This window comes from Cupriavidus necator A5-1, from assembly GCF_000744095.1.
GTDB classification, from domain to species: domain Bacteria; phylum Pseudomonadota; class Gammaproteobacteria; order Burkholderiales; family Burkholderiaceae; genus Cupriavidus; species Cupriavidus necator_A.
In genome coordinates, this window is record NZ_JQLI01000001.1 from 3,578,989 (window position 1) to 3,601,235 (window position 22,247).

20 protein-coding genes are annotated in these 22,247 nt (G+C 67.7%); 11 read left to right on the plus strand and 9 right to left on the minus strand.

Features of this window, described 5'->3' with window-relative positions; genetic code table 11:
- The first annotated feature begins 40 nt into the window (after positions 1-40).
- Positions 41-808, plus strand: a complete 768-nt coding sequence (locus tag K307_RS15920) for an IclR family transcriptional regulator domain-containing protein (protein WP_042879507.1) — start codon at positions 41-43, stop codon at positions 806-808.
- Here the strand turns inward: K307_RS15920 and K307_RS15925 are convergent.
- The gene (locus K307_RS15925; RefSeq protein WP_042879509.1) at positions 805-1,752 is read right to left on the minus strand and encodes a LysR family transcriptional regulator; all 948 of its coding nucleotides are present in this window, start codon (positions 1,750-1,752) and stop codon (positions 805-807) included. The two genes, K307_RS15920 and K307_RS15925, sit on opposite strands and share 4 nt — an antisense overlap.
- A gap of 84 nt (positions 1,753-1,836) precedes the next feature.
- Between K307_RS15925 and aroQ the strand changes: the two genes are divergently transcribed.
- Positions 1,837-2,310, plus strand: a complete 474-nt coding sequence (aroQ, locus tag K307_RS15930; RefSeq protein WP_042882140.1) for a type II 3-dehydroquinate dehydratase — start codon at positions 1,837-1,839, stop codon at positions 2,308-2,310.
- Positions 2,311-2,428: 118 nt separating this feature from the next.
- Here the strand turns inward: aroQ and K307_RS15935 are convergent, their stop codons facing one another.
- The 3 genes from K307_RS15935 to K307_RS15945 all read right to left on the minus strand — a co-directional run bounded on the left by K307_RS15935 (position 2,429) and on the right by K307_RS15945 (position 5,796).
- Positions 2,429-3,493: a porin gene (locus K307_RS15935; RefSeq protein WP_042879511.1), complete on the minus strand. Its 1,065-nt coding sequence runs from the start codon at positions 3,491-3,493 to the stop codon at positions 2,429-2,431.
- Positions 3,494-3,538: 45 nt separating this feature from the next.
- Entirely contained in the window at positions 3,539-4,867 is a 1,329-nt protein-coding gene (locus K307_RS15940) for an MFS transporter (RefSeq protein ID WP_042879513.1), read from the minus strand.
- Between the two features lie 95 nt (positions 4,868-4,962).
- Positions 4,963-5,796: a shikimate dehydrogenase family protein gene (locus K307_RS15945; protein ID WP_042879514.1), complete on the minus strand. Its 834-nt coding sequence runs from the start codon at positions 5,794-5,796 to the stop codon at positions 4,963-4,965.
- Positions 5,797-6,071: 275 nt separating this feature from the next.
- Between K307_RS15945 and K307_RS15950 the strand changes: the two genes are divergently transcribed.
- From K307_RS15950 to K307_RS15990, 9 genes are all read left to right on the plus strand, one after another.
- On the plus strand, positions 6,072-7,154 hold the full coding sequence (locus tag K307_RS15950) for a 4-hydroxyphenylpyruvate dioxygenase family protein (protein WP_051974924.1): 1,083 nt from the start codon (positions 6,072-6,074) through the stop codon (positions 7,152-7,154).
- A gap of 107 nt (positions 7,155-7,261) precedes the next feature.
- Positions 7,262-8,872 carry an ABC transporter substrate-binding protein gene (locus K307_RS15955; RefSeq protein WP_042879515.1) on the plus strand — a complete coding sequence of 537 codons (1,611 nt, stop codon included), beginning with the start codon at positions 7,262-7,264 and terminating at the stop codon, positions 8,870-8,872.
- On the plus strand, positions 8,847-9,875 hold the full coding sequence (locus tag K307_RS15960) for an ABC transporter permease (RefSeq protein WP_051974925.1): 1,029 nt from the start codon (positions 8,847-8,849) through the stop codon (positions 9,873-9,875). Before K307_RS15955 ends, K307_RS15960 begins: the two co-directional genes overlap by 26 nt.
- Positions 9,872-10,759, plus strand: a complete 888-nt coding sequence (locus K307_RS15965; RefSeq protein WP_080745042.1) for an ABC transporter permease — start codon at positions 9,872-9,874, stop codon at positions 10,757-10,759. The genes K307_RS15960 and K307_RS15965 overlap by 4 nt, the downstream gene beginning before the upstream one ends.
- A 10-nt stretch (positions 10,760-10,769) precedes the next feature.
- On the plus strand, positions 10,770-11,777 hold the full coding sequence (locus K307_RS15970; RefSeq protein WP_042879517.1) for an ABC transporter ATP-binding protein: 1,008 nt from the start codon (positions 10,770-10,772) through the stop codon (positions 11,775-11,777).
- On the plus strand, positions 11,774-12,721 hold the full coding sequence (locus tag K307_RS15975; protein ID WP_042882149.1) for an ABC transporter ATP-binding protein: 948 nt from the start codon (positions 11,774-11,776) through the stop codon (positions 12,719-12,721). The genes K307_RS15970 and K307_RS15975 overlap by 4 nt, the downstream gene beginning before the upstream one ends.
- A gap of 429 nt (positions 12,722-13,150) precedes the next feature.
- Positions 13,151-14,917: a sulfoacetaldehyde acetyltransferase gene (xsc, locus tag K307_RS15980; protein ID WP_042882151.1), complete on the plus strand. Its 1,767-nt coding sequence runs from the start codon at positions 13,151-13,153 to the stop codon at positions 14,915-14,917.
- Between the two features lie 214 nt (positions 14,918-15,131).
- Positions 15,132-16,166 carry a phosphate acetyltransferase gene (pta, locus tag K307_RS15985; RefSeq protein WP_042879519.1) on the plus strand — a complete coding sequence of 345 codons (1,035 nt, stop codon included), beginning with the start codon at positions 15,132-15,134 and terminating at the stop codon, positions 16,164-16,166.
- Positions 16,163-16,933 (plus strand): sulfite exporter TauE/SafE family protein, encoded by a 771-nt coding sequence (locus K307_RS15990; RefSeq protein WP_042879521.1) that lies wholly within the window; start codon positions 16,163-16,165, stop codon positions 16,931-16,933. Before pta ends, K307_RS15990 begins: the two co-directional genes overlap by 4 nt.
- A gap of 33 nt (positions 16,934-16,966) precedes the next feature.
- Here the strand turns inward: K307_RS15990 and K307_RS15995 are convergent, their stop codons facing one another.
- The 5 genes from K307_RS15995 to K307_RS16015 form a co-directional block, all read right to left on the minus strand.
- Positions 16,967-18,268 (minus strand): MFS transporter, encoded by a 1,302-nt coding sequence (locus K307_RS15995; RefSeq protein WP_042879522.1) that lies wholly within the window; start codon positions 18,266-18,268, stop codon positions 16,967-16,969.
- A gap of 24 nt (positions 18,269-18,292) precedes the next feature.
- Positions 18,293-19,789 carry an amidase gene (locus K307_RS16000; RefSeq protein WP_042879525.1) on the minus strand — a complete coding sequence of 499 codons (1,497 nt, stop codon included), beginning with the start codon at positions 19,787-19,789 and terminating at the stop codon, positions 18,293-18,295.
- A 238-nt stretch (positions 19,790-20,027) separates the two neighbouring features.
- Positions 20,028-20,207 (minus strand): hypothetical protein, encoded by a 180-nt coding sequence (locus K307_RS16005; protein ID WP_042879527.1) that lies wholly within the window; start codon positions 20,205-20,207, stop codon positions 20,028-20,030.
- A 250-nt stretch (positions 20,208-20,457) separates the two neighbouring features.
- Positions 20,458-21,165: a GntR family transcriptional regulator gene (locus K307_RS16010; protein ID WP_042879529.1), complete on the minus strand. Its 708-nt coding sequence runs from the start codon at positions 21,163-21,165 to the stop codon at positions 20,458-20,460.
- A 75-nt stretch (positions 21,166-21,240) separates the two neighbouring features.
- A complete protein-coding gene (locus K307_RS16015) occupies positions 21,241-22,239 on the minus strand; it encodes a 2Fe-2S iron-sulfur cluster-binding protein (protein ID WP_042879531.1) in 999 nt (332 codons plus the stop codon).
- Positions 22,240-22,247 lie beyond the last annotated feature (8 nt).

The window sequence follows — 22,247 nt, forward strand, 5'->3', positions numbered from 1 at the left end:
CTCCATTGCGATCATCACTCGCGCGAAACTCGGGTTAACCATGGAAAAGGAACCGCTGAACCGGCGCGACTGGATCGCCGGGCTGGAAAAAGGCCTGGCCATCCTGGAGGCCTTCGACAACGACCACCCGCGCCTCACGCCCACGCAGGCGGCGCAGCTGACGGGGCTCACGCGCACCGCCGCGCGCCGCTACCTGCTGACGCTGGAGCACCTCGGCTACACCACCAGCGACGGCACGCTGTTCAGCCTGACCCCGCGCGTGCTCAAGGTGGGTTGGTCGTATTTCGATTCGGCGCGATTGCCGCGCACGGTGCAGCCGTTCCTGCAGCAGATCACCGCGCAGCTTGGCGAGGCGGCCTACCTGAGCGTGCTCGATGGCTGGGAGCTGGTGTTTATCGCCCGCACCGGCACCAGCCGCGTGATGAGCACGGGCTTCGTGCTGGGGGCACGGGTGCCGGCGCCGCTGGGCTCGGCGGGTGTGATGATGCTGGCCTCGCGCCCCGAGGAGCAGGTGCGCGAATGGCTGGAAACCTGCGTGCTCGCCCCCTACACGCCGTACACCATCCTGCAGCACGAGCGCCTGCTCGAAGAGATCCGCAAGGCCGGCGCGCAGGGCTATGCGATGCTCGAGCAGCAGTTGCAGACCGGCGTGCGCGGCATCGCGGTGCCGCTGCGCGACCGCCACGGCAAAGTGATCGCCGCGCTCTCGGTCAATATGCCGATCGGCGACGAGACGCCGCAGCAGGCGCTGGACCGGGTACTGCAGGTGTTGCAAGACACCGCATTGCTGATCATGCGGGTGCTTTAGTCCAGGCTCGTCGCCAACGCGTGCGGCCCTTGCGACAACTGCGTCTTCAGGAATTCAAGGCACACGCGCATGCGGACCGACGCCGACGCCCGCGCGCTGGTCACGGCCCAGATATCGGCCGGCTGCTGCCAGTCCGGCAGCACGCGCACCAGTTCGCCGGCGCGCACGCTAGCGGCCACGTCCCAGACCGAGGCCATGATGATGCCGAAGCCTTCGAGTGCCCACTGGTGGGTCACGTCGCTGTGGTTCGATGCCATCGGCCCGGTCACCTTCACCGTCTCCCACCCGTCCGGCCCCTGCAGCCGCCATACGCCAAAGGCCTGGTCGCGTTCGCGCAGCAGCAGGCAGTCGTGCCGGGGCAACTCGGTCGGGTGCTCCGGCATGCCGCGCCGCGCCAGGTAGGCGGGCGCGGCGCAAAGCACGCGGCTGCCCGTGGCGATCTTCCTGGCGATCAGGTGCGGTTCCTCGACCTCGCCCACCCGGATGTCCAGGTCGAAGCTCTCGCCGATCAGGTCGACGCGCCGGTCGAGCAGCTCCAGCCAGGCCTCCAGCCCCGGATGCTGCTGCCGCAGCAGCGACAGCACCGGCGCCACATGCCGGCGCCCGAGCCGCACGCTGGTGGCGATGCGCAGCAGCCCGCGCGGCTCGCCACCGGTGGCCCCCACGGCCTCGAGCATGCCGTCGACGTCTTCGAGGATTTTCTGCGCCCAGGCAAAGGCGCTTTCACCCTCGGCGGTCACGCTGACGCGGCGCGTGGTGCGGTGGAACAGCTTGGCACCGAGCATGGCTTCGAGCATGGCGATGCGCTTGCTGACGTGGGCCGGCGAAATGCCGGTCTCGTTGGCGGCGGCGATAAAGCTGGCGCGCCGCGCTACCGTGCAGAACAGCCGCAGGTCCCGCAGGAACGGGTCATTGTTCGCCGTCAGCGCATTCTGAGTTTCCATGGCGGTCGATGATGGGATGAAGGGACTAACGATAGGCTATCGGCGATGGCCGCGCCAGCGCCGCGGCCGATTCCAGGAGACATGATGAAGACAGTACTGGTGCTCAACGGGCCCAACCTCAACCTGCTCGGCACCCGAGAGCCAGCAGTCTATGGCAGTGAAACGCTGGCGGATGTGGAACGCATCTGCCAGGAAGCCGCGCAGCGGCTGGGGCTGGAAGCGCAATGCCGGCAGACCAACCATGAAGGCCAGCTGATCGACTGGATCCATGAAGCGGGGCGGCTGTGTGCGCAAGGGGAGATGGTCGGGGTGGTGCTGAATGCGGGGGCGCTCACGCATACGTCGATTGCGCTGCATGATGCGATCAAGGGCGCGGCGGTGCCGGTGGTGGAGTACCACATCTCCAATGTGCATGCGCGCGAGGCGTTCCGGCACCATTCGTGGATTTCGCCGGTGGCGCGGGCGGTGATGGCGGGGCTGGGGGTGAAGGGGTATGCGTTGGCGGTTGAGGCGCTGGTGCAGCTGACGTCTGCTCAGGCACAGTTAGGGAAAGCTTGAGGCCTGCCGCGGGCTTATGCCCGCTGCCGGTTTGCTCCCCTCTCCCGCAAGCGGGAGAAGGAGCCGGCTTGCGGGAGCTTAGCAGCGCGTCGCAATGCGCATGCGCAGTCAAACACCATCAAAACTTATGCCGCACCCCCGCCATCACCCCGATGCGCGACGCATTGCCATAAGTATTCCCACTGTTGGCAAACGTCGGCGAACTGTTCAACGCAATCCACTGCCCCTGCAGGTGGGTGTAGTCCACCTCCACATACACGTCGGTACGCTTGCTGAAATTGTAGTCGAGCATGCCCGCCGTGGTGAGCCGCTTGCCGCTCTCCCCCGCATGGCGCACCCAGTCGTATTGCAGCGTGCCGATAAACACCAGCGCATCGGTGATGTTGAACCGCGTCCCCACATAGCCGACGTTGTTGCGATAGTCCGCCACATCCAGCCGGTTGTTGGTATAGCCAAGGTAGTACTGCGCCCGCGCCGCCTTCCACGTGCCACCCAGGCCCCACACCGTCTGCTTGCTGGCCAGCGCCGCCGGCACCGCGCCGAAGAAGGCCGTGGTCACGTTCTGCGTCTGCTGATACACGGCGCCGATCTCCAGCGGCCCTGAAGTGTAGGCGAGCGAACCGGCAGCGGCCGAGCCGCTCTTGATGCTGCCCGGCACCTCGCCGAAGGTGTAGGCCGCCGCCACTTGCAAGCCGTTGAAGCTCTTGATGTACTTGACGGTGTTGTCATAGCGCAGCCCGGTGTAGTTGCCGCCCTGGTAGCCGACGATGGAATTGTTGGCAAAGGCCATGGCCTCGTACGACGACAGCAGCTCGTGCGCCAGCGTGTACTGGCGCCCGAACGCGAGCTTGCCGTAGTCGCCGTCGAGCCCGATCACGGCGGTGCGCCCGAACAGCCGCCCGCCCTGCTGGCTGGTGCCGGTGTCAGGCGAGAAGCCCGACTCCAGGATGTACCAGGCCTTGTTGCCGCCACCGATATCCTCGGTGCCGCGCAAGCCCCAGCGGCTGCCGGTCAGTACGCCATCGGTCATCTGCGTGCGGCTGTGGCCGGCCGCGTCCTCATGGGTGCTGTAGCGGATGGTCGTATCCAGCAAGCCGTAGAGCGTGACGCCACCGGAATTCTGGGCGAGCGCGGGCAGGCTGCCCGCGCCCAGCGCGAGCAGCGCAATCAGTCGTTTTTGCATCGGAGCTTTGTCTCTGTGTCTAGTTGTTGTGATGCGAAGAGAGGGTCAGGCGACGTCCGGCACCTTGCGCGGGGCCAGGAAGAACAGCCAGGTGAGCGCGATGAAGTAGGCGCAGGGGATCATCGTGAACAGCACCGCATAGTTGTTGTGCGTGGTGGTGAGCACGTAGCCAACCAGCTGCGTCATGAACATGCCGCCGATCGCGCCGATCATCCCGCCGAAGCCGAACACCGAGCTGACCACATGCTTGGGCGTGTAGTCCATCACCATGCTCCAGATGTTCGCGGTCCACGCCTGGTGCGCGCCGATCGCGACCGAGATCGCGGCCACGGCCATCCACAGGCTGCTGGCGCCGGCGGCCATCACCACCGAGGTGATGCACGCGGCGAAGATCAGCATCGACAGCAGGCGCGCACGCACTGCCGGCATGCCGCGGCTGATCAGCCACGACGACAGCGCACCGCCGCCCACGCTGCCCACATCGGCCGCCAGGTAGATCACGATCAGCGGAATGCCCATCTGCGTCACGCTTATGCCGAGCTGGTACTGCTGGTTCAGGAACGGCGGCAGCCAGTACAGGTAGAACCAGAACACCGGCGCGGTGATGGCGTAGGCCAGGGCGAAGGCCCAGGTGCCGCGCATGCGCAGGATCTGCGAGTAGCGGATGCGGTGCGGCGGCGGTTCGACATCGCGCGTGACGTGGGCCAGTTCCGCGGCGCTGACGGTCGGGTGCTGTTCCGGGTTGTGGTAGCGGGCATACCAGAATGCCAGCCACACCGCGCCCAGCGAGGCGATGGCAATAAAGGCGGCCTGCCACCCCCAGGCCTGCAGGATCAGCGGCAGCATGATCGGCGTAAGCATAGCGCCGACATTGGTGCCGGCATTGAAGATACCGGTGGCGATGGCGCGCTCGCTCGCCGGGAACCAGATGCGCGTGGTCTTGACGCAGGCGGGATAGTTGGCCGCCTCGGACAAGCCGAGGAAGAAGCGGCAGATCATGAAGCCGACCGCCGAGGCCGCGAACGCGTGCGCGCCGCAGGCGATGCTCCACAGCAGCACCGCCAGCGCAAACGCACGCTTGACGCCGACCATGTCGATAAACCGCCCCTGCAGCGCAAAGCCGATGGCGTAGCCCACCTGGAACCAGAAGTTGATATTGGCGTAGTCCTGCGCGGTCCACGCCATGGCCTTGGCCAGCACCGGTTGCAGCACGCCAAGCGCGGCGCGGTCGATGTAGTTCAGCGTGGTCGCGAAAAACACCAGCGCCAGCATGCCCCAGCGCACCTTGCCGAAGGCAAAGGCGGCGCGGATCTTGTCGCCGAGCGAGTTGCCAGGTGCCGCAGCAGCCGGCAGCTCCTTGTGAGTCGTGGTCATCTTGTCTGTCTCCACCATTGAATTGGAAATGCTTGCCGGCGTGCCTTTATGAGACGGCTTCCGCTCGGCTGTCGGCCAGGGCATGCGCCCTGCCCTCAATACCGGATCTGCGCAACCGCACGCAGCGCTTCGGGTGTGGCCGTACCGTAGCCAAAGAACTCCAGGTAGGCCGGGATCATCTCGAACAGCATGTCGGTGCCCACCTGGACCTTGCAGCCGCGCGCCAGCGCGGCTTCAAGGAACGGGGTGTATTCGTGCTTCATCACCACCTCGCCGACCATGGCGCCGGGGGCAATACGCGTGACGTCGAACGGCAGCGGGTCGCCTGCGTGCATGCCGAGCGGGGTCGCGTTGACCACCACGTCGAAACCTTGCGGATCGTCCGAGCCCGTGCTCACGCGCAGCGCCGGGTAGTGCTCGGCCAGGCGGCGGGCCAGCGCATGCGCGACGCCCTCGCGGGCATCGAACAGTGCCAGCTCGGCCACGCCGGCTTGCGCCAGCGACGCTGCGATCGCGCTGCCCACGCCACCGCTGCCGGAGACGATGGCGCGCGCGCCTTCCGGCCGGCAGCCCTTGCGCACGATGCCGCGCACAAAGCCGACGCCGTCGAACTGGTCACCGACCAGCGTGCCGTCGTCGCGCCGCAGCACGGCGTTGCAGGCGCCGGCAATGCGGGCGGCCGGCGTCAGTTCGTCCACCAGCTCCAGCGTGGCGACCTTGTGCGGCATGGTCACGAGCGCGCCGCGGATATTGGTCAGGCGGAACAGGGAGCGGAACACTTCGGCATAGTCGTCGGGCTTGACGCCCATCGGCACCACTACCGCGTCGATGCCCTGCTGCGCGAACCAGGGGTTGTAGATCATCGGCGCCTTGAACGACTCCGTGGGATAGCCAAGGTGCGGGATGAGCGTGGTCTTGCCGTTGATCATGGTGTTGGTGAGTTCGGGGCGCAGGCCTGGCGGCCGGCCGGGGTGCGTTTCGATGACCGGAGATTAGTGGCCGGCAGCGCGCCAGCCAAGAGCGCTTTACGCCATATTGCGCGATCAGTGAACGCGTATGCGCGCTCAAGGCGCGCAGTTCGGGTTTCTACGAGGTGCTGCGACGCGCCGTCCAGGCGCGGCCCGGCGAGGGTGGGTTGCTATGATCCGATCGTCGCCGCAATGGCCCGGCACCGCCCCCTCGCCACCCAACAGGAGCAAAGACAATGAGCGCCGCAGACGTCTCTTCCCCGCGCGCCGACGATTCCCAGACGTGGGACAACCCGCTCGGGATCCAGGGCTACGAGTTCATCGAATTTGCCTCGCCCGACCCGGCCGCGCTGGGTCGCACCCTTGAACGCTTCGGCTTCGCCGCCATTGCCCGCCACCGTCACAAGGCGGTGAAGCTGTACCGGCAGGGCGAGATGAATTTCATCGTCGATGCCGAGCCGGATTCGTTCGCGACGCGCTATGCCAGCGAGTACGGCCTGTCGATCTGCGCCATCGGCATCCGCGTGCACGATGCCGCGGCCGCCTTTGCCCGCGCGCTGGAAGCCGGCGCCTGGCCGTTCGAGGGCGGCACGGTGGGCCCGATGGAACTCAATATCCCCGCGATCCAGGGCATCGGCCAGTCGATCATCTATTTCATCGACCGGTGGCGCGGCAAGGAAGGCCGGCCGGGCGACGTGGGCGATATCTCGATCTACGACGTCGATTTCCGCCCGCTGCCGCAGGCCGCCGAGGCGCTCGACGCGGGACTCATGCGCGTCGACCACCTGACCCAGGCGGTCGAGCCTGGCCATCTGGAGGAATGGCTGGAGTTCTACCGCAAGGTGCTGGGCTTCCGTGAGATCCAGGTCGCCAGCGAGGCGCGCGCGCTGGTGTCGCCGTGCGGGCGCATCCGTATTCCGCTGTACGAGAAGGGCACGCCGCGCCATGACCAGATGCGCCACTACCTGTCGGACCAGCATGGCGAAGGCATCCAGCACATTGCGCTGGGGAGCGCCGACATCCTCGGCAGCGCCGCGGCACTGGCGGGCAACGGCGTGCGGTTCGTGCAGCCGCCGGCGGCCTATTACGATTCCGTCGACGCGCGCCTGCCGGGCCATGGCCTGGACCTGGCCGCGCTGCAGCGCTACGGCATCCTCGCCGACGGCGCCGTGCGTGCCGATGGCACGCTGGACCGCTTCCAGCAGGCGTTCGTGAAGCGAGAGGCGGGCGAGTTCTTTTTCGAGATCGTCCAGCGCGACGGCTACCAGGGCTTTGGGGAGGGCAACCTGCCGGTGCTGGAAGCGCTGTCGGGGCGCTGAAACGGGGCGCTGACACGAACCTGATAACCAAAGAGCATTTTGTTCGTTCGCCGCCTCGCGCGCGGCACATAACATCCTGGCTTGCCCGTCACCGACCGCAAGCCAACATGCACCGCAGAGATTTCCTCGCCACCACCACCCTTCTTTCCATCGGACTGCCGCTGTCCGCCGAAGCCTTTGCGCAAACCGCCGCTGAAACGGCCGTTCGCGGCGGCGTGCTGAACGTCGCGGTATCGCCCGAGCCGACCCTGCTGACCTCGGCCTTTATCACGACGATGAACATCGGCCAGGTCTCGAGCAAGGTGCTGGAAGGGCTGGTCAGCTACGACCTGAACCTGCAACCCGTGCCGGCGCTGGCGACCTCATGGAACACCACGCCGGACGGCCTGGCAACCACCTTCCACCTGCGCAAGGCCGTGCGCTGGCATGACGGCAAGGACTTCACGGCGGCGGACGTCAAATACACGCTGCTGGAAGTCTGGAAGAAGCTGCACCCGTTCGGCCGCGCCGCGTTTGCCAACGTCACTGCGGTCGACACGCCCGATCCGCATACCGTTGTGATCCGGCTGTCGTCACCGGCGCCCTACCTGCTGAACTACATCAACACCTACGGCGCGCAGATCCTGCCGCGGCACATCTACGAAGGCAAGGACGTGCTCAGCAACCCCGCCAACAACGCGCCAATCGGCACCGGGCCGTTCGTGTTCAAGGAATGGGTCAAGGGCAGCCATGTGCGGCTGGAGCGCAATCCGAACTACTGGCAGAAGGACCAGCCCTACCTGGATGGCGTGGTGTTCAAATTCATCCCCGACGCCGCGGCACGCACGGTGGCGCTAGAAGCCGGCGAAATCGACGTGGCGCTTGGCTCCAGCATCCCGCTGTCCAACCTGAACCGCTTCCGCGACAAGCAGCGCTATGCGATCAACCTGGATGACGGCCGCTACCTCGCGACCATCTTCCTGACGCAGTTCAACGTGCACAAGCCGTACTTCGGCGACAAGCGCGTCCGACAGGCGCTGGCGTATGCGATCGACCGCAACGCGCTGCTGAAGGTGGTGTTCCTTGGCTACGGCAAGCCCGCCACCGGGCCGGTGCCTTCGTCGGTGGTCAACTACTACTCGCCCGACACGCGCCGGTACCCGTACGACCTGAAGAAGGCCGCCGCGCTGCTGGACGAAGCGGGACTGAAGCCGGGCAAGGACGGCAAGCGCCTGAAGATCACGCTCGACTACGACGGCGGCGGCGGCGTCAACGCGAGCCGGCCGGCGGAGTTCATCAAGCAGTCTCTGGCGCGCGTGGGCGTGGAGGTGGAACTGCGCGCGGGCGATACCGCCACCTACCTGCGCCGCGTCTTCACCGACCAGGACTACGACCTGATGATTTCCAGCCTGCACCGGCTGCCCGATCCCACGCTGGGCGTGCAGCGGCTGTTCTGGACGAAAAACATCATCAAGGGCGCGCCGTGGACCAACGGCTCGGGCTACTCCAACCCGCAGCTCGACCAGATCATGGAAGCCGCGGGCCGCGAGGCCGACGTGGCCAAACGCAAGGCGCTGATCAAGTCCTGGCAGCAGATCGTGCAGGAAGACGTGCCGGTGCTGGACCTGGTCGAGCAGACCTGGGTCACGGTCTCGACCGCACGCTTCCGCAAGCGCACCGCGCAGGGCGACGGGCTCTTTGCCTCGTACGCGGATGCGTGGTTGCAGCGGCGGGCGTGACGCAGTGCGTGCGACCTTCCCGCGCTTCGTGCGCCAGCGCCTCCTGCAGGTGGTGCCGGTGGTGCTCGGCATCGCCCTGCTCAACTTCCTGATCCTGCAGCTCGCCCCCGGCGATGTGGTGGACGTGCTGGCAGGTGAGGCCGGCGCCGCCACGCCCGAGTACATGGCGCACCTGCGCGCCAGCTTCGGCCTGGACCAGCCACTGTGGCTGCAACTGCTGCACTACCTGGGCAATGTGCTGACGCTGGACCTTGGCTATTCGTTCCGGCAGAACATGCCGGTGTTCGAGCTGATCGTGAAGCGGTTGCCGGCCACGCTGCTGCTGATGCTGCTGGCGATGGGGATTGCGCTGGTGCTGGGCGTGGTGCTCGGCGTGATCAGCGCGGTGCGGGTGCAGCGCTGGCCGGATCGGCTGATTTCGCTGGCGGCGCTGGTGGCCTACGCCATGCCCACGTTCTGCCTGGGGCTGATGGCGGTGGTGCTGTTCTCCGCGCGCCTGGGCTGGCTGCCGTCCGGCGGCATGACCGATGTGGGCGCCGGGCACACCGGGCTGGCGCTGGTGCTCGATGTCGCGCGCCATGCGGTGCTGCCCGCCTGCACGCTGGCCACCTTCTACCTGGCGGTCTATACGCGGCTGGTGCGCACGGCCATGCTGGAGCTGGACGGAGCCGACTTCGTGCGCACCGCGCGCGCCAAGGGCGCCGGCGAGATCCGCGTGACGCTGGCCCATGCGCTGCGCAATGCGCTGCTGCCACTGGTGACGATGGCGGGCTACCAGGTGGCGTCGCTGCTCAGCGGCGCGGTGCTGGTCGAATCCGTGTTCAGCTGGCCCGGCCTGGGACGACTGGCATTCGAGTCCGTGCTGGCGCGCGACTTCAACCTGCTGCTGGGCATCCTGCTGCTGAGTTCTTTGCTGGTGACCTTCGTCAATATCCTGGTGGACTTGCTCTATGCGCTGCTCGATCCGCGCGTCGCGGTCGGACAGGACGGAGGGCGGGCATGAGCACACTGAGCCTGCCCGCACTGGCGCGCCTGCATGCCGGATGGAAGCGCGGCCGCGCGCTGGTGCAAGGCCTGCTGCGCAATCCCTCCGCGCTGGCCGGCGCGATCCTGCTGCTCGCCGTGATCGCTGCCGCCGCGCTTGGCCCAGTGCTGTTCCCCGGCGATCCCTGGGAGATGGCCGGCGCGCCGATGCTGTGGCCGGGCGACGACCCCGCCCATCCGCTCGGTACTGACTTCATGGGCCGCGACCTCGCCACCGGCCTGGCGGCCGGCGCGCGCGTGTCGCTGCTGATCGGGCTGGTCAGCACGGCACTGTCCGCCACGCTGGGCATTGCGGTGGGCGCGATCGGCGGCTACTTCCGTGGCCGCATCGACACCGCGCTGATGCGGCTCACCGAGCTGTTCCAGACCGTGCCCAAGTTCGTGCTGGCGGTGGTGCTGGTGGCGATCTTCAAGCCGTCGGTAACGACGGTGGTGATGGCGATCGGCGTGGTCTCGTGGCCCGCCACCGCGCGGCTGGTGCGCGCCGAGTTCCTGTCGCTGCGCGAGCGCGAGTTCGTGCTCGCCGCCGAGACCATCGGCATGGGGCGTATGCGCCTGATCCTGACGCAGATCCTTCCCAACGCGCTGCCGCCGGTGATCGCCATGTCGACGCTGACGGTCGCCACCGCGATCCAGACCGAGGCCTCGCTGTCGTTCCTCGGCCTGGGCGATCCCAATGTGATGAGCTGGGGCACGATCATCGGCAGCGGCCGTGAGCAGGTGGTCGATGCCTGGTACATCTGCGGCCTGCCCGGGCTGGCGATCGTGGTGACGGTGCTGGCCTTCAACCTGCTGGGCGAAGGCCTGAACGACGCGCTCAACCCGCATCTTCGGCAACGATAGGGAATACAGGATGCCATTGCTTGATATCCGGCAGCTGCGCACCGCGTTCGACACGCGCGCCGGCACCGTCACCGCTGTAGACGGCGTATCGCTGTCGCTGGACCGCGGCGAAACGCTGGCGCTGGTCGGCGAAAGCGGCAGCGGCAAGTCCGTCACCGCATGCACGCTGCTGGGCCTGCTGCCGCGCCGCGGCGCGCGCGTGACCGGCGGCCAGGCGTGGTTCGACGGCACCGACCTGCTGGCGCTCGCCCCCAAGGCCATGCGCGCGATCCGCGGCAACCGCATCGCGATGATCTTCCAGGAACCGATGTCGGCGCTGAATCCGGTGATGCGCATCGGCGACCAGATCGCCGAGGCCATCCGCCTGCACCGCAAAGTGAGCCACGCGCAGGCCTGGGCGCGCGTGCTGGCGCTGCTCGACCAGGTGCGCATGCCCTCGCCCGCAGCGCGCGCCCGCGATTACCCGCACCAGATGTCGGGCGGCATGCGCCAGCGCGCCATGATCGCGCTGGCGCTGGCGTGCGAGCCCGACCTGCTGATCGCCGACGAACCGACCACGGCACTCGATGTCACCACGCAGGCGCAGGTCCTGGCGCTGCTCAGGCGCCTGCAGCACGAGACCGGCATGGCATTGCTGCTGATCACGCATGACCTGGGCGTGGTGGCGGAGACCGCCGACCGCGCGGCCGTGATGTACGCGGGGCGCATTGTCGAACAGGGGCCGGTGGATGCGCTGCTGGCCGCTCCCGCCCATCCTTATACGGCAGGCCTGCTGGCGTCGCTGGCCATCGAGACGTTGCCGCCGGGCGCACGCCTGCCGGAGATTCCCGGCACGGTGCCGCCGCTGTCGGCGATGCCGCCCGGCTGTGCCTTCGCGCCGCGCTGCGCCCTGGCGCAGGCGGCCTGCACCCGGCACGTGCCGGCTCTGGAAACCAGCGGACTACGGCAGGTGGCGTGCCACGCGCCGCTGCGCCGGCGGGCCCGACCCAGCCAACCGGCATGGGAGATCGCGGCATGAGCGCGCCGCTGCTGGCATTGCAGGCAGTCAGCCGCCACTATCGCACCCAGGCGGGCACGGTACGCGCGCTGGACGGCGTGTCGCTGTCCGTGCAGCGTGGCGAGACGCTCGGTCTGGTCGGCGAGAGCGGCTGCGGCAAGTCCACCGTGGCGCGCATCGCCATGCGCCTGACGGTGCCGGACGGGGGGCGCGTGGTGCTCGATGGCGAGGACATCACCGACCGGCGCGGACCTGCGCTGCATCCCGTGCGAGCGCGGCTGCAGATGGTGTTCCAGGATCCGGCCGCCTCGCTGAATCCGCGGGTAGCCATCGGCCGCGCGCTGGAAGAGCCGCTGATCGTGCATCGCCGTGGCAATGCCGCCGAGCGCCGCGAACGCGTGGCGTGGGCGATGGCGCGCGTGGGCCTGCGGCCAGAGTTCGCTGCGCGCTTGCCGCACGAACTGTCCGGCGGCCAGCGACAGCGCGTGGCGATTGCACGCGCGCTGATGCTGCAGCCGGACCTGATCGTCTGCGACGAAGCGGTGTCGGCGCTGGACGTATCGATCCGCGCACAGGTGCTGAACCTGTTGCTGGAGTTGCGCCAGGCGTTCGGCATGGCCTACCTGTTCATCTCACATGACCTGTCCGTGGTGCGGCATATGTCGGACCGCATCGCGGTGATGTACCTGGGGCAGGTGGTGGAGACCGGCGAGCGCGATGCCGTGTGGAATGCGCCTGCCCATCCCTACACCCGCGCGCTCATCGCCGCGGCGCCGTCGGCCGATCCGGCCGCGCGCTCCAGGCCTCGCGCGCTGCTGGAGGGCGACCTGCCGAGTCCGCTCGACCCGCCCACGGGGTGCCGCTTCCATACGCGTTGCCCGTATGCCGCACCGCGTTGCCACGAGGCCGCGCCCGAACTGCGCGAAGGCAGCCCGGGTCACTGGGTCGCCTGCCACTTTTCCTGAAGGCCAGACGGCGCTGCGCTTCCTCTCTCCGTGCGGCCTGAGCCGCGGCGGCCTTGCCTCCAGACCTCCCGCCTCCTGGCCGGCGCCGGTACCCCAACCGGCGCCGCACTTTCTCGCTGTCTCCCCCTCGTTCCCCGCCGCAATTTATCGAAAGCCGCGAAGTCCTTAGTGACTTATGCAGCTCTGATGGCCAATTTGTCTCGATTTTTTGTCAATTTCATTCCGTAAACCAAAACTTTATATTGACCGCGGCCACTCTTCCGCCTACATTCCTCCCAACAAACAATTTTTCGGAACGTCTAGTTCCACTTTATAACACCTTCATCAGGAGACAACGCCATGCGCGACCTCGATACCACCTCGAATCCCGCCGTTTCCGGTGGCTCGGCCGCCGCGAAGGAGAGCCAGCTCCCGGCCGGCCCGCAGACCATGACCCCGTCCGAAGCCTTTGTCGAAACGCTGGCCGCCAATGGCGTGACCGACATGTTCGGCATCATGGGTTCGGCCTTCATGGATGCGATGGACATCTTCGCGCCGGCCGGCATCCGCCTGATCCCGGTGGTGCACGAGCAGGGCGCCGGCCATATGGCCGACGGTTACGCCCGTGTGTCGGGCCGCCACGGCGTGGTGATCGGCCAGAACGGCCCGGGCATCTCCAACTGCGTGACCTCGATCGCCGCCGCCTACTGGGCCCACAGCCCGGTGGTGATCGTCACGCCCGAGGCCGGCACCATGGGCATCGGCCTGGGCGGCTTCCAGGAAGCCAACCAGCTGCCGATGTTCCAGGAGTTCACCAAGTACCAGGGCCACGTCACCAACCCGGCGCGCATGGCCGAGTTCACCGCGCGCTGCTTCGACCGCGCCATGGCCGAGATGGGCCCGACCCAGCTCAACATCCCGCGCGACCACTTCTACGGCAAGATCAACGCCGAGATCCCGCAGCCGCGCCGCCTCGACCGCGGCCCCGGCGGCGACGACAGCCTGAACGAAGCCGCCGAGTTGCTGGCCAATGCGAAGTTCCCGGTGATCATCTCGGGTGGCGGCGTGGTGATGGCTGATGCGGTGGAAGAATGCAAGGCACTGGCCGAGCGCCTGGGCGCCCCGGTGGTCAACAGCTACCTGCACAACGACTCGTTCCCCGCCAGCCACCCGCTGTGGTGCGGCCCGCTGGGCTACCAGGGCTCGAAGGCTGCCATGAAGCTGATCTCGCGCGCCGACGTGGTGATCGCGCTGGGCTCGCGCCTGGGACCGTTCGGCACGCTGCCGCAGCACGGCATGGACTACTGGCCCAAGAACGCCAAGATCATCCAGATCGACGCCGACCACAAGATGCTGGGCCTGGTGAAGAAGATCTCGGTGGGCATCTGCGGCGACGCCAAGGCCGCCGCGGTCGCGCTGACTCAGCGCCTGACCGGCCGCACGCTGGCCTGCGACGCCACCCGCGACGCCCGCGCCACCGACATCGCCAGCGAGAAGGCCGCGTGGGAGAAGGAGCTGGACGACTGGACGCATGAGCGCGACCCGTACAGCCTGGACATGATCGAAGAGCAGAAGCAGGAACGCACGCCCACCGGCGGCCATTACCTTCATCCGCGCCAGGTGCTGCGCGAGCTGGAAAAGGCCATGCCGGAAGACGTGATGGTGTCCACCGACATCGGCAACATCAACTCGGTGGCCAACAGCTACCTGCGCTTCGAAAAGCCGCGCAGCTTCTTTGCGGCGATGAGCTGGGGCAACTGCGGCTACGCCTTCCCGACCATCATCGGCGCCAAGGTGGCGGCACCGCACCGTCCGGCCGTGTCGTACGCCGGTGACGGCGCCTGGGGCATGAGCCTGATGGAAACCATGACCTGCGTGCGCCACAACATCCCGGTGACCGCGGTGGTGTTCCACAACCGCCAGTGGGGCGCGGAGAAGAAGAACCAGGTGGACTTCTACAACCGGCGCTTTGTGGCGGGCGAACTCGACAACCAGAGCTTTGCCGACATCGCCAAGGCGATGGGTGCGGAAGGCATCGTGGTGGATCGGCTGGAAGATGTCGGCCCGACGCTGAAGCGTGCCATCGACCTGCAGATGAATCATGGCAAGACCACGATCATCGAGATCATGTGCACGCGTGAACTGGGGGATCCGTTCCGCCGCGATGCATTGGCTAAGCCGGTGCGTTACCTGGACAAGTACAAGGACTACGTCTGACCAGGCTGTTGCATCTCGCAAGCTGACTGTGTGCTCCCTCTCCCGCTTGCGGGAGAGGGTTGGGGAGAGAGGGCCGGTGTGTCCACGAAGCGAGGCCCTCGGCATAGCGAAGGCCTGCCCTCTCCCCCGGCCCCTCTCCCGCAGGCGGGAGAGGGGAGCAAACCACCGGCATAGCAAGGGCTTCGGCCCTTTTCTTCATTTCTGAAAGAAGACCATGAAGCCCATCCTCCGCATCATCGACCGCGCCCGCGCCGCCCCCCGCCGCATCGTGCTGTGCGAGGCCGAAGACCCCCGCATCCTGCAGGCCGCGCAACGCGCCACGCAGGAAGGCATCGCCCACATCGTGCTGGTCGGCAACACCCGCCAGATCAACGCCGCCGCGGCCATCCACGGCATCGAGCTGACGGGCGTGACGCTGGTCGATCCATCGACCTCGGCGCTGACGCCCTCCTTCGCACAGCAGCTCTTTGCCCTGCGCCAGAAGAAAGGCATGACGCTGGACGAAGCCAAACGCGCGGTGCTGGACCCCTTGTGCTTTGCCAACCTGATGGTGCGCCTCGGCCACGCCGACGGCTCGGTGGCGGGCGCCGACCACACCACGGCCAACGTGGTGCGCAACGCGATCCAGCTGATCGGGCTGGCGCCGGGTTTCCGGCTGGTGTCGAGCTTCTTCCTGATGATGCTGTGCGAGCCCTTCCATACGCTCAAGGGCGGGCTGATCTTCTCCGACTGCGGCCTGGTGGTGGACCCGGACGCCGACGCGCTCGCTGACATCGCCATCGCCGCCGCCGACAGCGCCCGCGCGCTGCTGATGGACGAACCGCGAGTGGCAATGCTGTCGTTCTCGACCAGCGGCAGCGCCTGCCACGCCGCGGTGGACAAAGTAGTCGCCGCCACCGAGCGCGTGCGCGCGCAGCGCCCTGCGCTGGCCATCGATGGCGATGTGCAGCTCGATGCCGCCATCGTGGCTGAAATCGCCGCGCGCAAGGTCGCGCATTCGCAGGTGAACGGCCGCGCCAATGTGCTGGTGTTCCCGAACCTGGAGGCCGGCAATATCGGCTACAAGCTCGCTGAACGCGTGGGCGGGGCCAAGGCCATCGGGCCGATGCTGCAAGGGCTCAGCAAGCCCGCCAACGACCTGTCGCGCGGTTGCAGCGCCGACGACGTGTTCCATGTCATTGCCGTCACCGTGGTCCAGGCGCAAGCCACCGCGGAACAGGCCAGCAAGGGCGAGCAGGCGGCGGCATGAAAGCAGAATTGTTGTTGCCGCTGCTGGGCCTGCAGGCCCTGCTCGGCGCCGGCACCTATTTCCAGACGGTGACCGGCTTTGGCCTGGGCATGATCGTAATGGGCGCCACCAGCGGGCTGGGCCTGGCGCCGGTGGCCACCGTGGCCGCGGTGGTGAGCCTGGTCACGCTGGCCAACAGCGCCTGCGCGCTGCCCGGCAAGTTCCAGCATATCGACTGGCGCGCCGTGGGCGCCGCCGCCATCGGCATCCTGCCGTCGGTGCTGGTTGGCGTGCTGGTGCTGGACTACCTGAGTTCCAGCGCCGCCACGCTGCTGCAGTTGCTGCTGGGCGCGGTGATCCTGTACGGCGGCCTGAGCGCCGCGTTCAAGCCCGACCCGCTGCCGCGCCGCTCGGGCGACGGCAGCTTCTTCATGAGCGGGGTGTTCGGCGGGCTGCTGAGCGGCATGTTCGGCGTGTCCGGGCCGCCGCTGATCTTCCAGTTCTACCGGCAGCCGATGAAGCCGGTGGAAATCCGCTGCGCGCTGATCCTGGTCTTTACCGTGACCTCCACCGTGCGCACGCTGTTCTCGGCGTGGCAGGGGCAACTGGATGCCACGATCTGGCTGCAGGCCGCGGTCGGGGTGCCGGTGGTGGTGATCGCCACCCTGCTGGGGCGGCGTTTTCCGCCGCCGTTTTCGCCAACCACGACCCGGCGCGTGGCGTTCGGGGTGTTGATCGGGATCGGGGTCAGCCTGATGTTGCCAGCGATTTCGGGGTGGGTGCGGTAAGGGCACCCCGTTGCGCCCTTACCCCCAACGCCCTCAGGCGACCGTCCCCGCCGGCCGCGCCAGCGGTGCGGCTTCCTCCTCCCCGCCGCCGCCGGCCTGCCCGAGATCCATGCCCGTGGTCTCGGGCAGCAGCACCGCGGCGACCACGACCATCGCATAGCCGACCCCCGCCACGATGGCGATCGCGATCGGCAGCGAGGTCTGGCCCGTGCTCAGCCACCCGACCGACAGCGGGAACAGCGAGCCGATCACGCGGCCGGCGTTATACGACACGCCATAGCCCGTCGCCCGGATATCGTTGGGATAAGACTCCGAGATCGTCGCCCCGATGCCCGAGAAGACGCCCTGCATCAGGATGCCGAGCGGGAAGCCGAGGAGCAGCATCGACGTGTTCGACACCGGGATCACCATGTAGATCAGCGCGATCACGAATGCCCCGGCCGCGAAGACGATATAGGTCATCCGCCGCCCCCAGCGATCGGTGGCATAGGCGCCTGCCACATACCCGATCAAGGACCCGATGATGGTCACCGCCAGGTACGAACTGGTGCCGAATACCGACAGGCCACGTTCGGTCTTGAGGAAGGTCGGCAACCACGTAGCGATGGCGTAGTACGCGCCCAGCATCCCGCCGGAAAGCAGGCTGCACAGCAGCGTCTTGGGCAACAGCGCCCCGCGGAACAGCCGGCCGAGCCCCGCCAGCGCCGACCCCTGCCGGCCCGCTGCCCGGCTCTGCAGGAAGATCTCCGGCTCCTCCAGGTTGCGGCGCAGGTAGACCACCACCAGCGCCGGCAGGATGCCGAGGAAGAAGCAGACCCGCCACGCCGTCTCGGCCGGCAGCACGCTGAAGGCGATGGCGTACACGATGGCCGCCGCGCCCCAGCCGAAGGAGTAGCTGCTGGCGGTAAAGCCAGAGTATTTGCCGCGATGGGCCGGGTTGCGGATCATCTCCGTCACCAGCACCATGCACAGCGACGACTCGCCGCCAAACCCCAGGCCCTGGATCATGCGGAACAGCATCAGTTGCTCCGGCGACTGCGCCAGCCCGCACAGGAAGCAGGCCACCGCGAACACCACGATGGTCCAGCGCAGCACCCGCACCCGCCCGTAGCGGTCGGCCAGGATGCCAGCCCCGATCGCACCCACCAGCGACGACACCAGCGTCCAGGTGACGATGGCACCGGCCGTCGATTTGCTCATGCCCCATTGCCCCAGCAACGTGGAGATGAGGAACGAATAGATCATGAAGTCGAATACATCGACCGCATGCCCCAGGAACGCGCCATAAAAGCCCTTGCGCTCCATGCGCGACAATTCTCGGAACCAGTCGAACATGCTTCCTCCCTGTGGTCTTGTGTCTTAGTTGTGGTGGTCCGCCGGCAAAGTGGGCGGCCGCGGCGGGGGCCGGTAGTTGTGGCCCGCGTCTTCCAGCAGGCTGGCGAAGCGCAGGGCGGTAAGGTCCTGGTAGCGGCCGGCAACAATCTGCACGCCGACCGGCAGGCCACTGGTGCCGGGCCCGATGGGCGCGACCGCCGAAGGCAGACCGCACAGTCCGGAGTGTCCGGCCCAGAACAGCTGTGTGGTCATCGGCTGCGCGCGGCCGTTGACGGTGATGCTCCGTTGCCAGGGCTCGTCAGCTACGTTCAGCGCGAAGGCCGTGGTGGCCGCGGCGGGGCACAGCAGCACGTCATAGGCCGAGAAGAAGCGACGCCAGGCCGCGGCAAAGCGCTCGCGGGGGGCTTGCAGGCGCAGCCAGTCACGGTGGCTCAGCGTCGCGCCGGTGTACTGGAGGGTGGCATAGGAATGGTCGTCCGCGGCAGCGGCGGCGCTGTGGGCCAGCGCATCGGCATAAGCGGCGTCGTCCATGTGCACCGCGGTGGTCGCCCGCAGCAGGGTCACGTAGACGTGCCACAGTTCGGCGGCGTCAAAGTCAGGCCGCACGTGCCAGTCCACGCGGGCGCCCTGCCCGGCCAACCAGTGGCCGAGCTGTTCGATCTGCGCAGCGACCTCGCCGTCGACTTCGGCCTGCGCATGGGTGGGCAGCACGGCGACGCGGAAGTCACCCAGCCGGCGGTGCGGGCAAGCTGGCAGGTCGAGGCGGTACGCGAGCGCATCGTCGCCGTCGGGACCGGCGATGGCGCGCAGCACCGGTTCGAGGTCCCGCGCGCTGCGTGCCAGCGGGCCGGCTACGTTGATGTCCTGTTCGCCGAAGCGGGCCGGGCCGGTGCCGTGGCCGGCCAGCGGCACCAGTCCATGGCTGGGCTTGAGCGAGAAGATGCCGCAGTAGTGGGCCGGGTTGCGCAGCGAGGAGCCGATATCGGATCCGACATCGAAATACGACAAGCCGGCGCACACCGCCGCCGCGCTGCCGCCAGACGAGCCGCCCGGCGTGCGCGACGGATCGTGCGGATTGCGGGTCGTGCCGTAGATGGCGTTGTAGCTCTGCCAGTCGCGCAGGCCGAGCGGGACATTGGTCTTGCCAAGCAGCACGGCGCCGGCCTCGCGCAGGCGCTGCACCACTACGGCGTCGCGCTGGGCCGCGCGGTCTTGCAAGGCCGGATTGCCGCAAGTGGTCGGCCAGCCGGCGACGTCGAACGATTCCTTGACCGAAAACGGCACGCCATCGAACATGCCGCGCGACTGCCCCGCCCTGCGGCGCCGGTCGCTTTCCAGTGCGGCGGCGCGGGCGGCGCCAAAGTCCGACAGCACCAGCGCATTGATGGCGCCGTGCCAGTCACGCCAGGCCGCCTCGCAGGCGTCCACCAGTTCCACCGAAGAGACCTGGCCGGCAGCGAGCTGCTGTGCCACCTCCCATAGCGGCGGAAAACCGCCGGCACTCCGGTCGGGCAGGTTCACGTTGATTCCTTGTCGTTATCCGCGCCAGCAATGGGACGCGGTGGGAGCGTATAGGACAGGCTTCGGGAAGTGCTGCGCTTGCGTTGGTATACTATATTCACTCTTGCGCAGAGAGCAAGACGAATATGGCGCGTGCCGGCGCGCTGGACAGCGCAGCGGTAGTGGACAGCTGGGGGGAGTAGTCGGCGGGCAGGACGCGCCGGGAGGCCGCGGCGGCGCGATGGCGCCGCCGTGTCAATCAGGCTGGATGGCCACGGCGCGGCGCGCGCCCGCCAAGGGCCAGGAGGAAGCGGCCGATATCGCGCAGGCGCAGCGGCAGCAGCGGCGTGGCATGGCGGACGGCATCGCGCACGGCAAAGTGGCGCAGCAGTTGCTGGCCGACGGGTTGCGAGAGATAGCGTTGCTCGGGCGACTGCATGGTAAATCCCTATTGATCTAGAATGCCTACAGTATACACATGTTGGTGCAATGCGTCATGACGGGGCACGCAACGCCCAATTGCCGGGCATGCAACGAAGAGGCTGGCAGGGAACTAAGGTGTCGGCGCGCGATGGCGCGGCCGGACATCCGGCGCGGCGTACGCCGCGCCGATACGGGGAAGGCTTATTTCAATGGAACCGGCCGGAGCGATCAGGCACCAGGTTGCGAACAGTCCGGGAACAACGCCCTCAGGCCGCCTGTGCCGTGCCCTGCCCGTCCACCGGCAGGTCGGCCGCCTTGGCGGCACTGTAGACATGGCGCGCCGACAGCAGCGCGGCAAGGTCGGCATCCCCCGCGATCACGGCCTGCAGGATCTGCGCGTGCTCGTCCCAGTTCTGGCGCGCGCGCACCACGTTGGCCGGACCGAACAGCACGGCGGTGCGCTCGCGCAGTGAGCGCATCATTTCCTGCAGCACGCTGTTGGCGGCAATGGTGCCGAGCACTTCATGGAAGCGGGTATTGAGGGCGAGCAGCTCATCCGCGCGGCCCTGCGCGGCCGCGTCCATGCCCTGGCGCAGCACGGTCTCCAGTTCGGCAACCAGCGCGGGGTCGCGGCGCTGCGCGGCCAGCTTGGCGTTGAGGCCTTCCAGCGTGGCGCGCACCTCAACCATTTCCCGGGCGATCACCGGCGACAGGCTGGCCACCGACGCGCCGCGGCGCGGCTCGATCAGCACCAGCCCTTCGCTGGCCAGCGCGCGCAGCGCCTCGCGCACCGGAATGCGCGACACGCCCAGTTCCGCCGACAGCTTGTTCTCCACCAACCGTTCGCCAGGGGCGTACTTGCCGTTCAGGATGCCCTCGCGCAGCTTGTCGGTGACAAGGGCGAACAGCGGCGAGTGGCTGGCACCGAGGCTCAGCGGCTCGGCGGGCGCGGCAGGAGATGGAGTGAGGGACATGGGTCGGCAGAGGCGTAAGCGGAAAGGCTGGCGTTATTGTATACCAAGCCTCCATCGGTATACACCCATGTCTTATCAATCATGCTGGAAGGTAAAGCTGTCCGCATAGATGTGATCCAGACTGGCCCCACGTGCCAGGAAAGCAGCGCGTGCGTCACGAATCATGTTGGGGGAACCGCACAAATAGATGGCATGCTCGCTCAGATCGCCGAGATCTGCCTGCGCCGCATCGTGCACGTAGCCGCGTCGCCCCTGCCACCCAGCGCCTGCGCGGGACAGCACGGGCACGTACTGGAAGTCATACAGCCGTTCACCCCACGCAGGGATATCGGCGTGCAGGTACAGGTCTTCCGGCTGGCGCATGCCCCAGTAGAGCGACACCGGCGGGCAGTCGGGATCGTCCATCAGCGATTCCAGGATCGCCTTGATCGGCGCCAGGCCGGTGCCGGTGGCCACCATCAGCAGCGGCCGGTAATCCCTGGCGCGGTAGAAGAAGGTGCCGAGCGGCAGTTCGACGTCGATGGCATCGCCCGCCCTCATCCGCGGCAGGATGCCGTCGGTGAAGGCCCCGCCCGGGATGCGCCGCACGTGCAGGTCGACCCGTCCGTCGCGAGGCACCGACGCCATCGAGAAGCTGCGCGCGCGCCCGTCTCCGCTCAGCAGCTTCAGGTACTGGCCTGGGCGATAGTCGAGCGCTCCCGCGTCCGGCACTTCCAGCTCGATGTGCAAGACGTCAGCCGACAACGGCCGTACTGCCTGCACGAGCGCCCGATAACGCGCGGGCTCGGCGCACGTCTCGTCCTCGCGCGCTGTGCTGATGACCAGGTCGCCCAGCGGCTGCGCCTGGCAGGCCAGGGCGTATCCGGCGGCGGCCTCGTCCGGGGCCAGGCCGAACGGTTCCTCGTCATACCGCACCTGCCCGTCGAGCAGGCGGATGCGGCAGGTGCCGCAGCCACCCAGCTGGCAGTCGTGCGGCAAGGCGATGCTGGCGCGCCCGGCGGCCTGCAGCAGGGTCTCGCCGCGTTCGACAAAAAAGATCTGCTGCGTCTCGGCGATCTGGATGCGGTATGACATGGAACCTC

What these genes read in the sequence shown, in the direction of transcription:
- K307_RS15945 (WP_042879514.1), bottom strand. Translation starts at nt 5,796, where the DNA reads ATGATCAACGGCAAGACCACGCTCATCCCGCACCTTGGCTATCCCACG.
- K307_RS16005 (WP_042879527.1), bottom strand. Translation starts at nt 20,207, where the DNA reads ATGCAGTCGCCCGAGCAACGCTATCTCTCGCAACCCGTCGGCCAGCAA.
- K307_RS15950 (WP_051974924.1), top strand. Translation starts at nt 6,072, where the DNA reads ATGAGCGCCGCAGACGTCTCTTCCCCGCGCGCCGACGATTCCCAGACG.
- K307_RS15975 (WP_042882149.1), top strand. Translation starts at nt 11,774, where the DNA reads ATGAGCGCGCCGCTGCTGGCATTGCAGGCAGTCAGCCGCCACTATCGC.
- K307_RS15965 (WP_080745042.1), top strand. Translation starts at nt 9,872, where the DNA reads ATGAGCACACTGAGCCTGCCCGCACTGGCGCGCCTGCATGCCGGATGG.
- K307_RS15940 (WP_042879513.1), bottom strand. Translation starts at nt 4,867, where the DNA reads ATGACCACGACTCACAAGGAGCTGCCGGCTGCTGCGGCACCTGGCAAC.
- K307_RS15960 (WP_051974925.1), top strand. Translation starts at nt 8,847, where the DNA reads ATGCGTGGTTGCAGCGGCGGGCGTGACGCAGTGCGTGCGACCTTCCCG.
- K307_RS15920 (WP_042879507.1), top strand. Translation starts at nt 41, where the DNA reads ATGGAAAAGGAACCGCTGAACCGGCGCGACTGGATCGCCGGGCTGGAA.
- K307_RS15935 (WP_042879511.1), bottom strand. Translation starts at nt 3,493, where the DNA reads ATGCAAAAACGACTGATTGCGCTGCTCGCGCTGGGCGCGGGCAGCCTG.
- K307_RS16015 (WP_042879531.1), bottom strand. Translation starts at nt 22,239, where the DNA reads ATGTCATACCGCATCCAGATCGCCGAGACGCAGCAGATCTTTTTTGTC.
- K307_RS15925 (WP_042879509.1), bottom strand. Translation starts at nt 1,752, where the DNA reads ATGGAAACTCAGAATGCGCTGACGGCGAACAATGACCCGTTCCTGCGG.
- K307_RS15970 (WP_042879517.1), top strand. Translation starts at nt 10,770, where the DNA reads ATGCCATTGCTTGATATCCGGCAGCTGCGCACCGCGTTCGACACGCGC.
- K307_RS15990 (WP_042879521.1), top strand. Translation starts at nt 16,163, where the DNA reads ATGAAAGCAGAATTGTTGTTGCCGCTGCTGGGCCTGCAGGCCCTGCTC.
- K307_RS15955 (WP_042879515.1), top strand. Translation starts at nt 7,262, where the DNA reads ATGCACCGCAGAGATTTCCTCGCCACCACCACCCTTCTTTCCATCGGA.
- K307_RS16010 (WP_042879529.1), bottom strand. Translation starts at nt 21,165, where the DNA reads ATGTCCCTCACTCCATCTCCTGCCGCGCCCGCCGAGCCGCTGAGCCTC.
- aroQ (WP_042882140.1), top strand. Translation starts at nt 1,837, where the DNA reads ATGAAGACAGTACTGGTGCTCAACGGGCCCAACCTCAACCTGCTCGGC.
- pta (WP_042879519.1), top strand. Translation starts at nt 15,132, where the DNA reads ATGAAGCCCATCCTCCGCATCATCGACCGCGCCCGCGCCGCCCCCCGC.
- K307_RS15995 (WP_042879522.1), bottom strand. Translation starts at nt 18,268, where the DNA reads ATGTTCGACTGGTTCCGAGAATTGTCGCGCATGGAGCGCAAGGGCTTT.
- xsc (WP_042882151.1), top strand. Translation starts at nt 13,151, where the DNA reads ATGACCCCGTCCGAAGCCTTTGTCGAAACGCTGGCCGCCAATGGCGTG.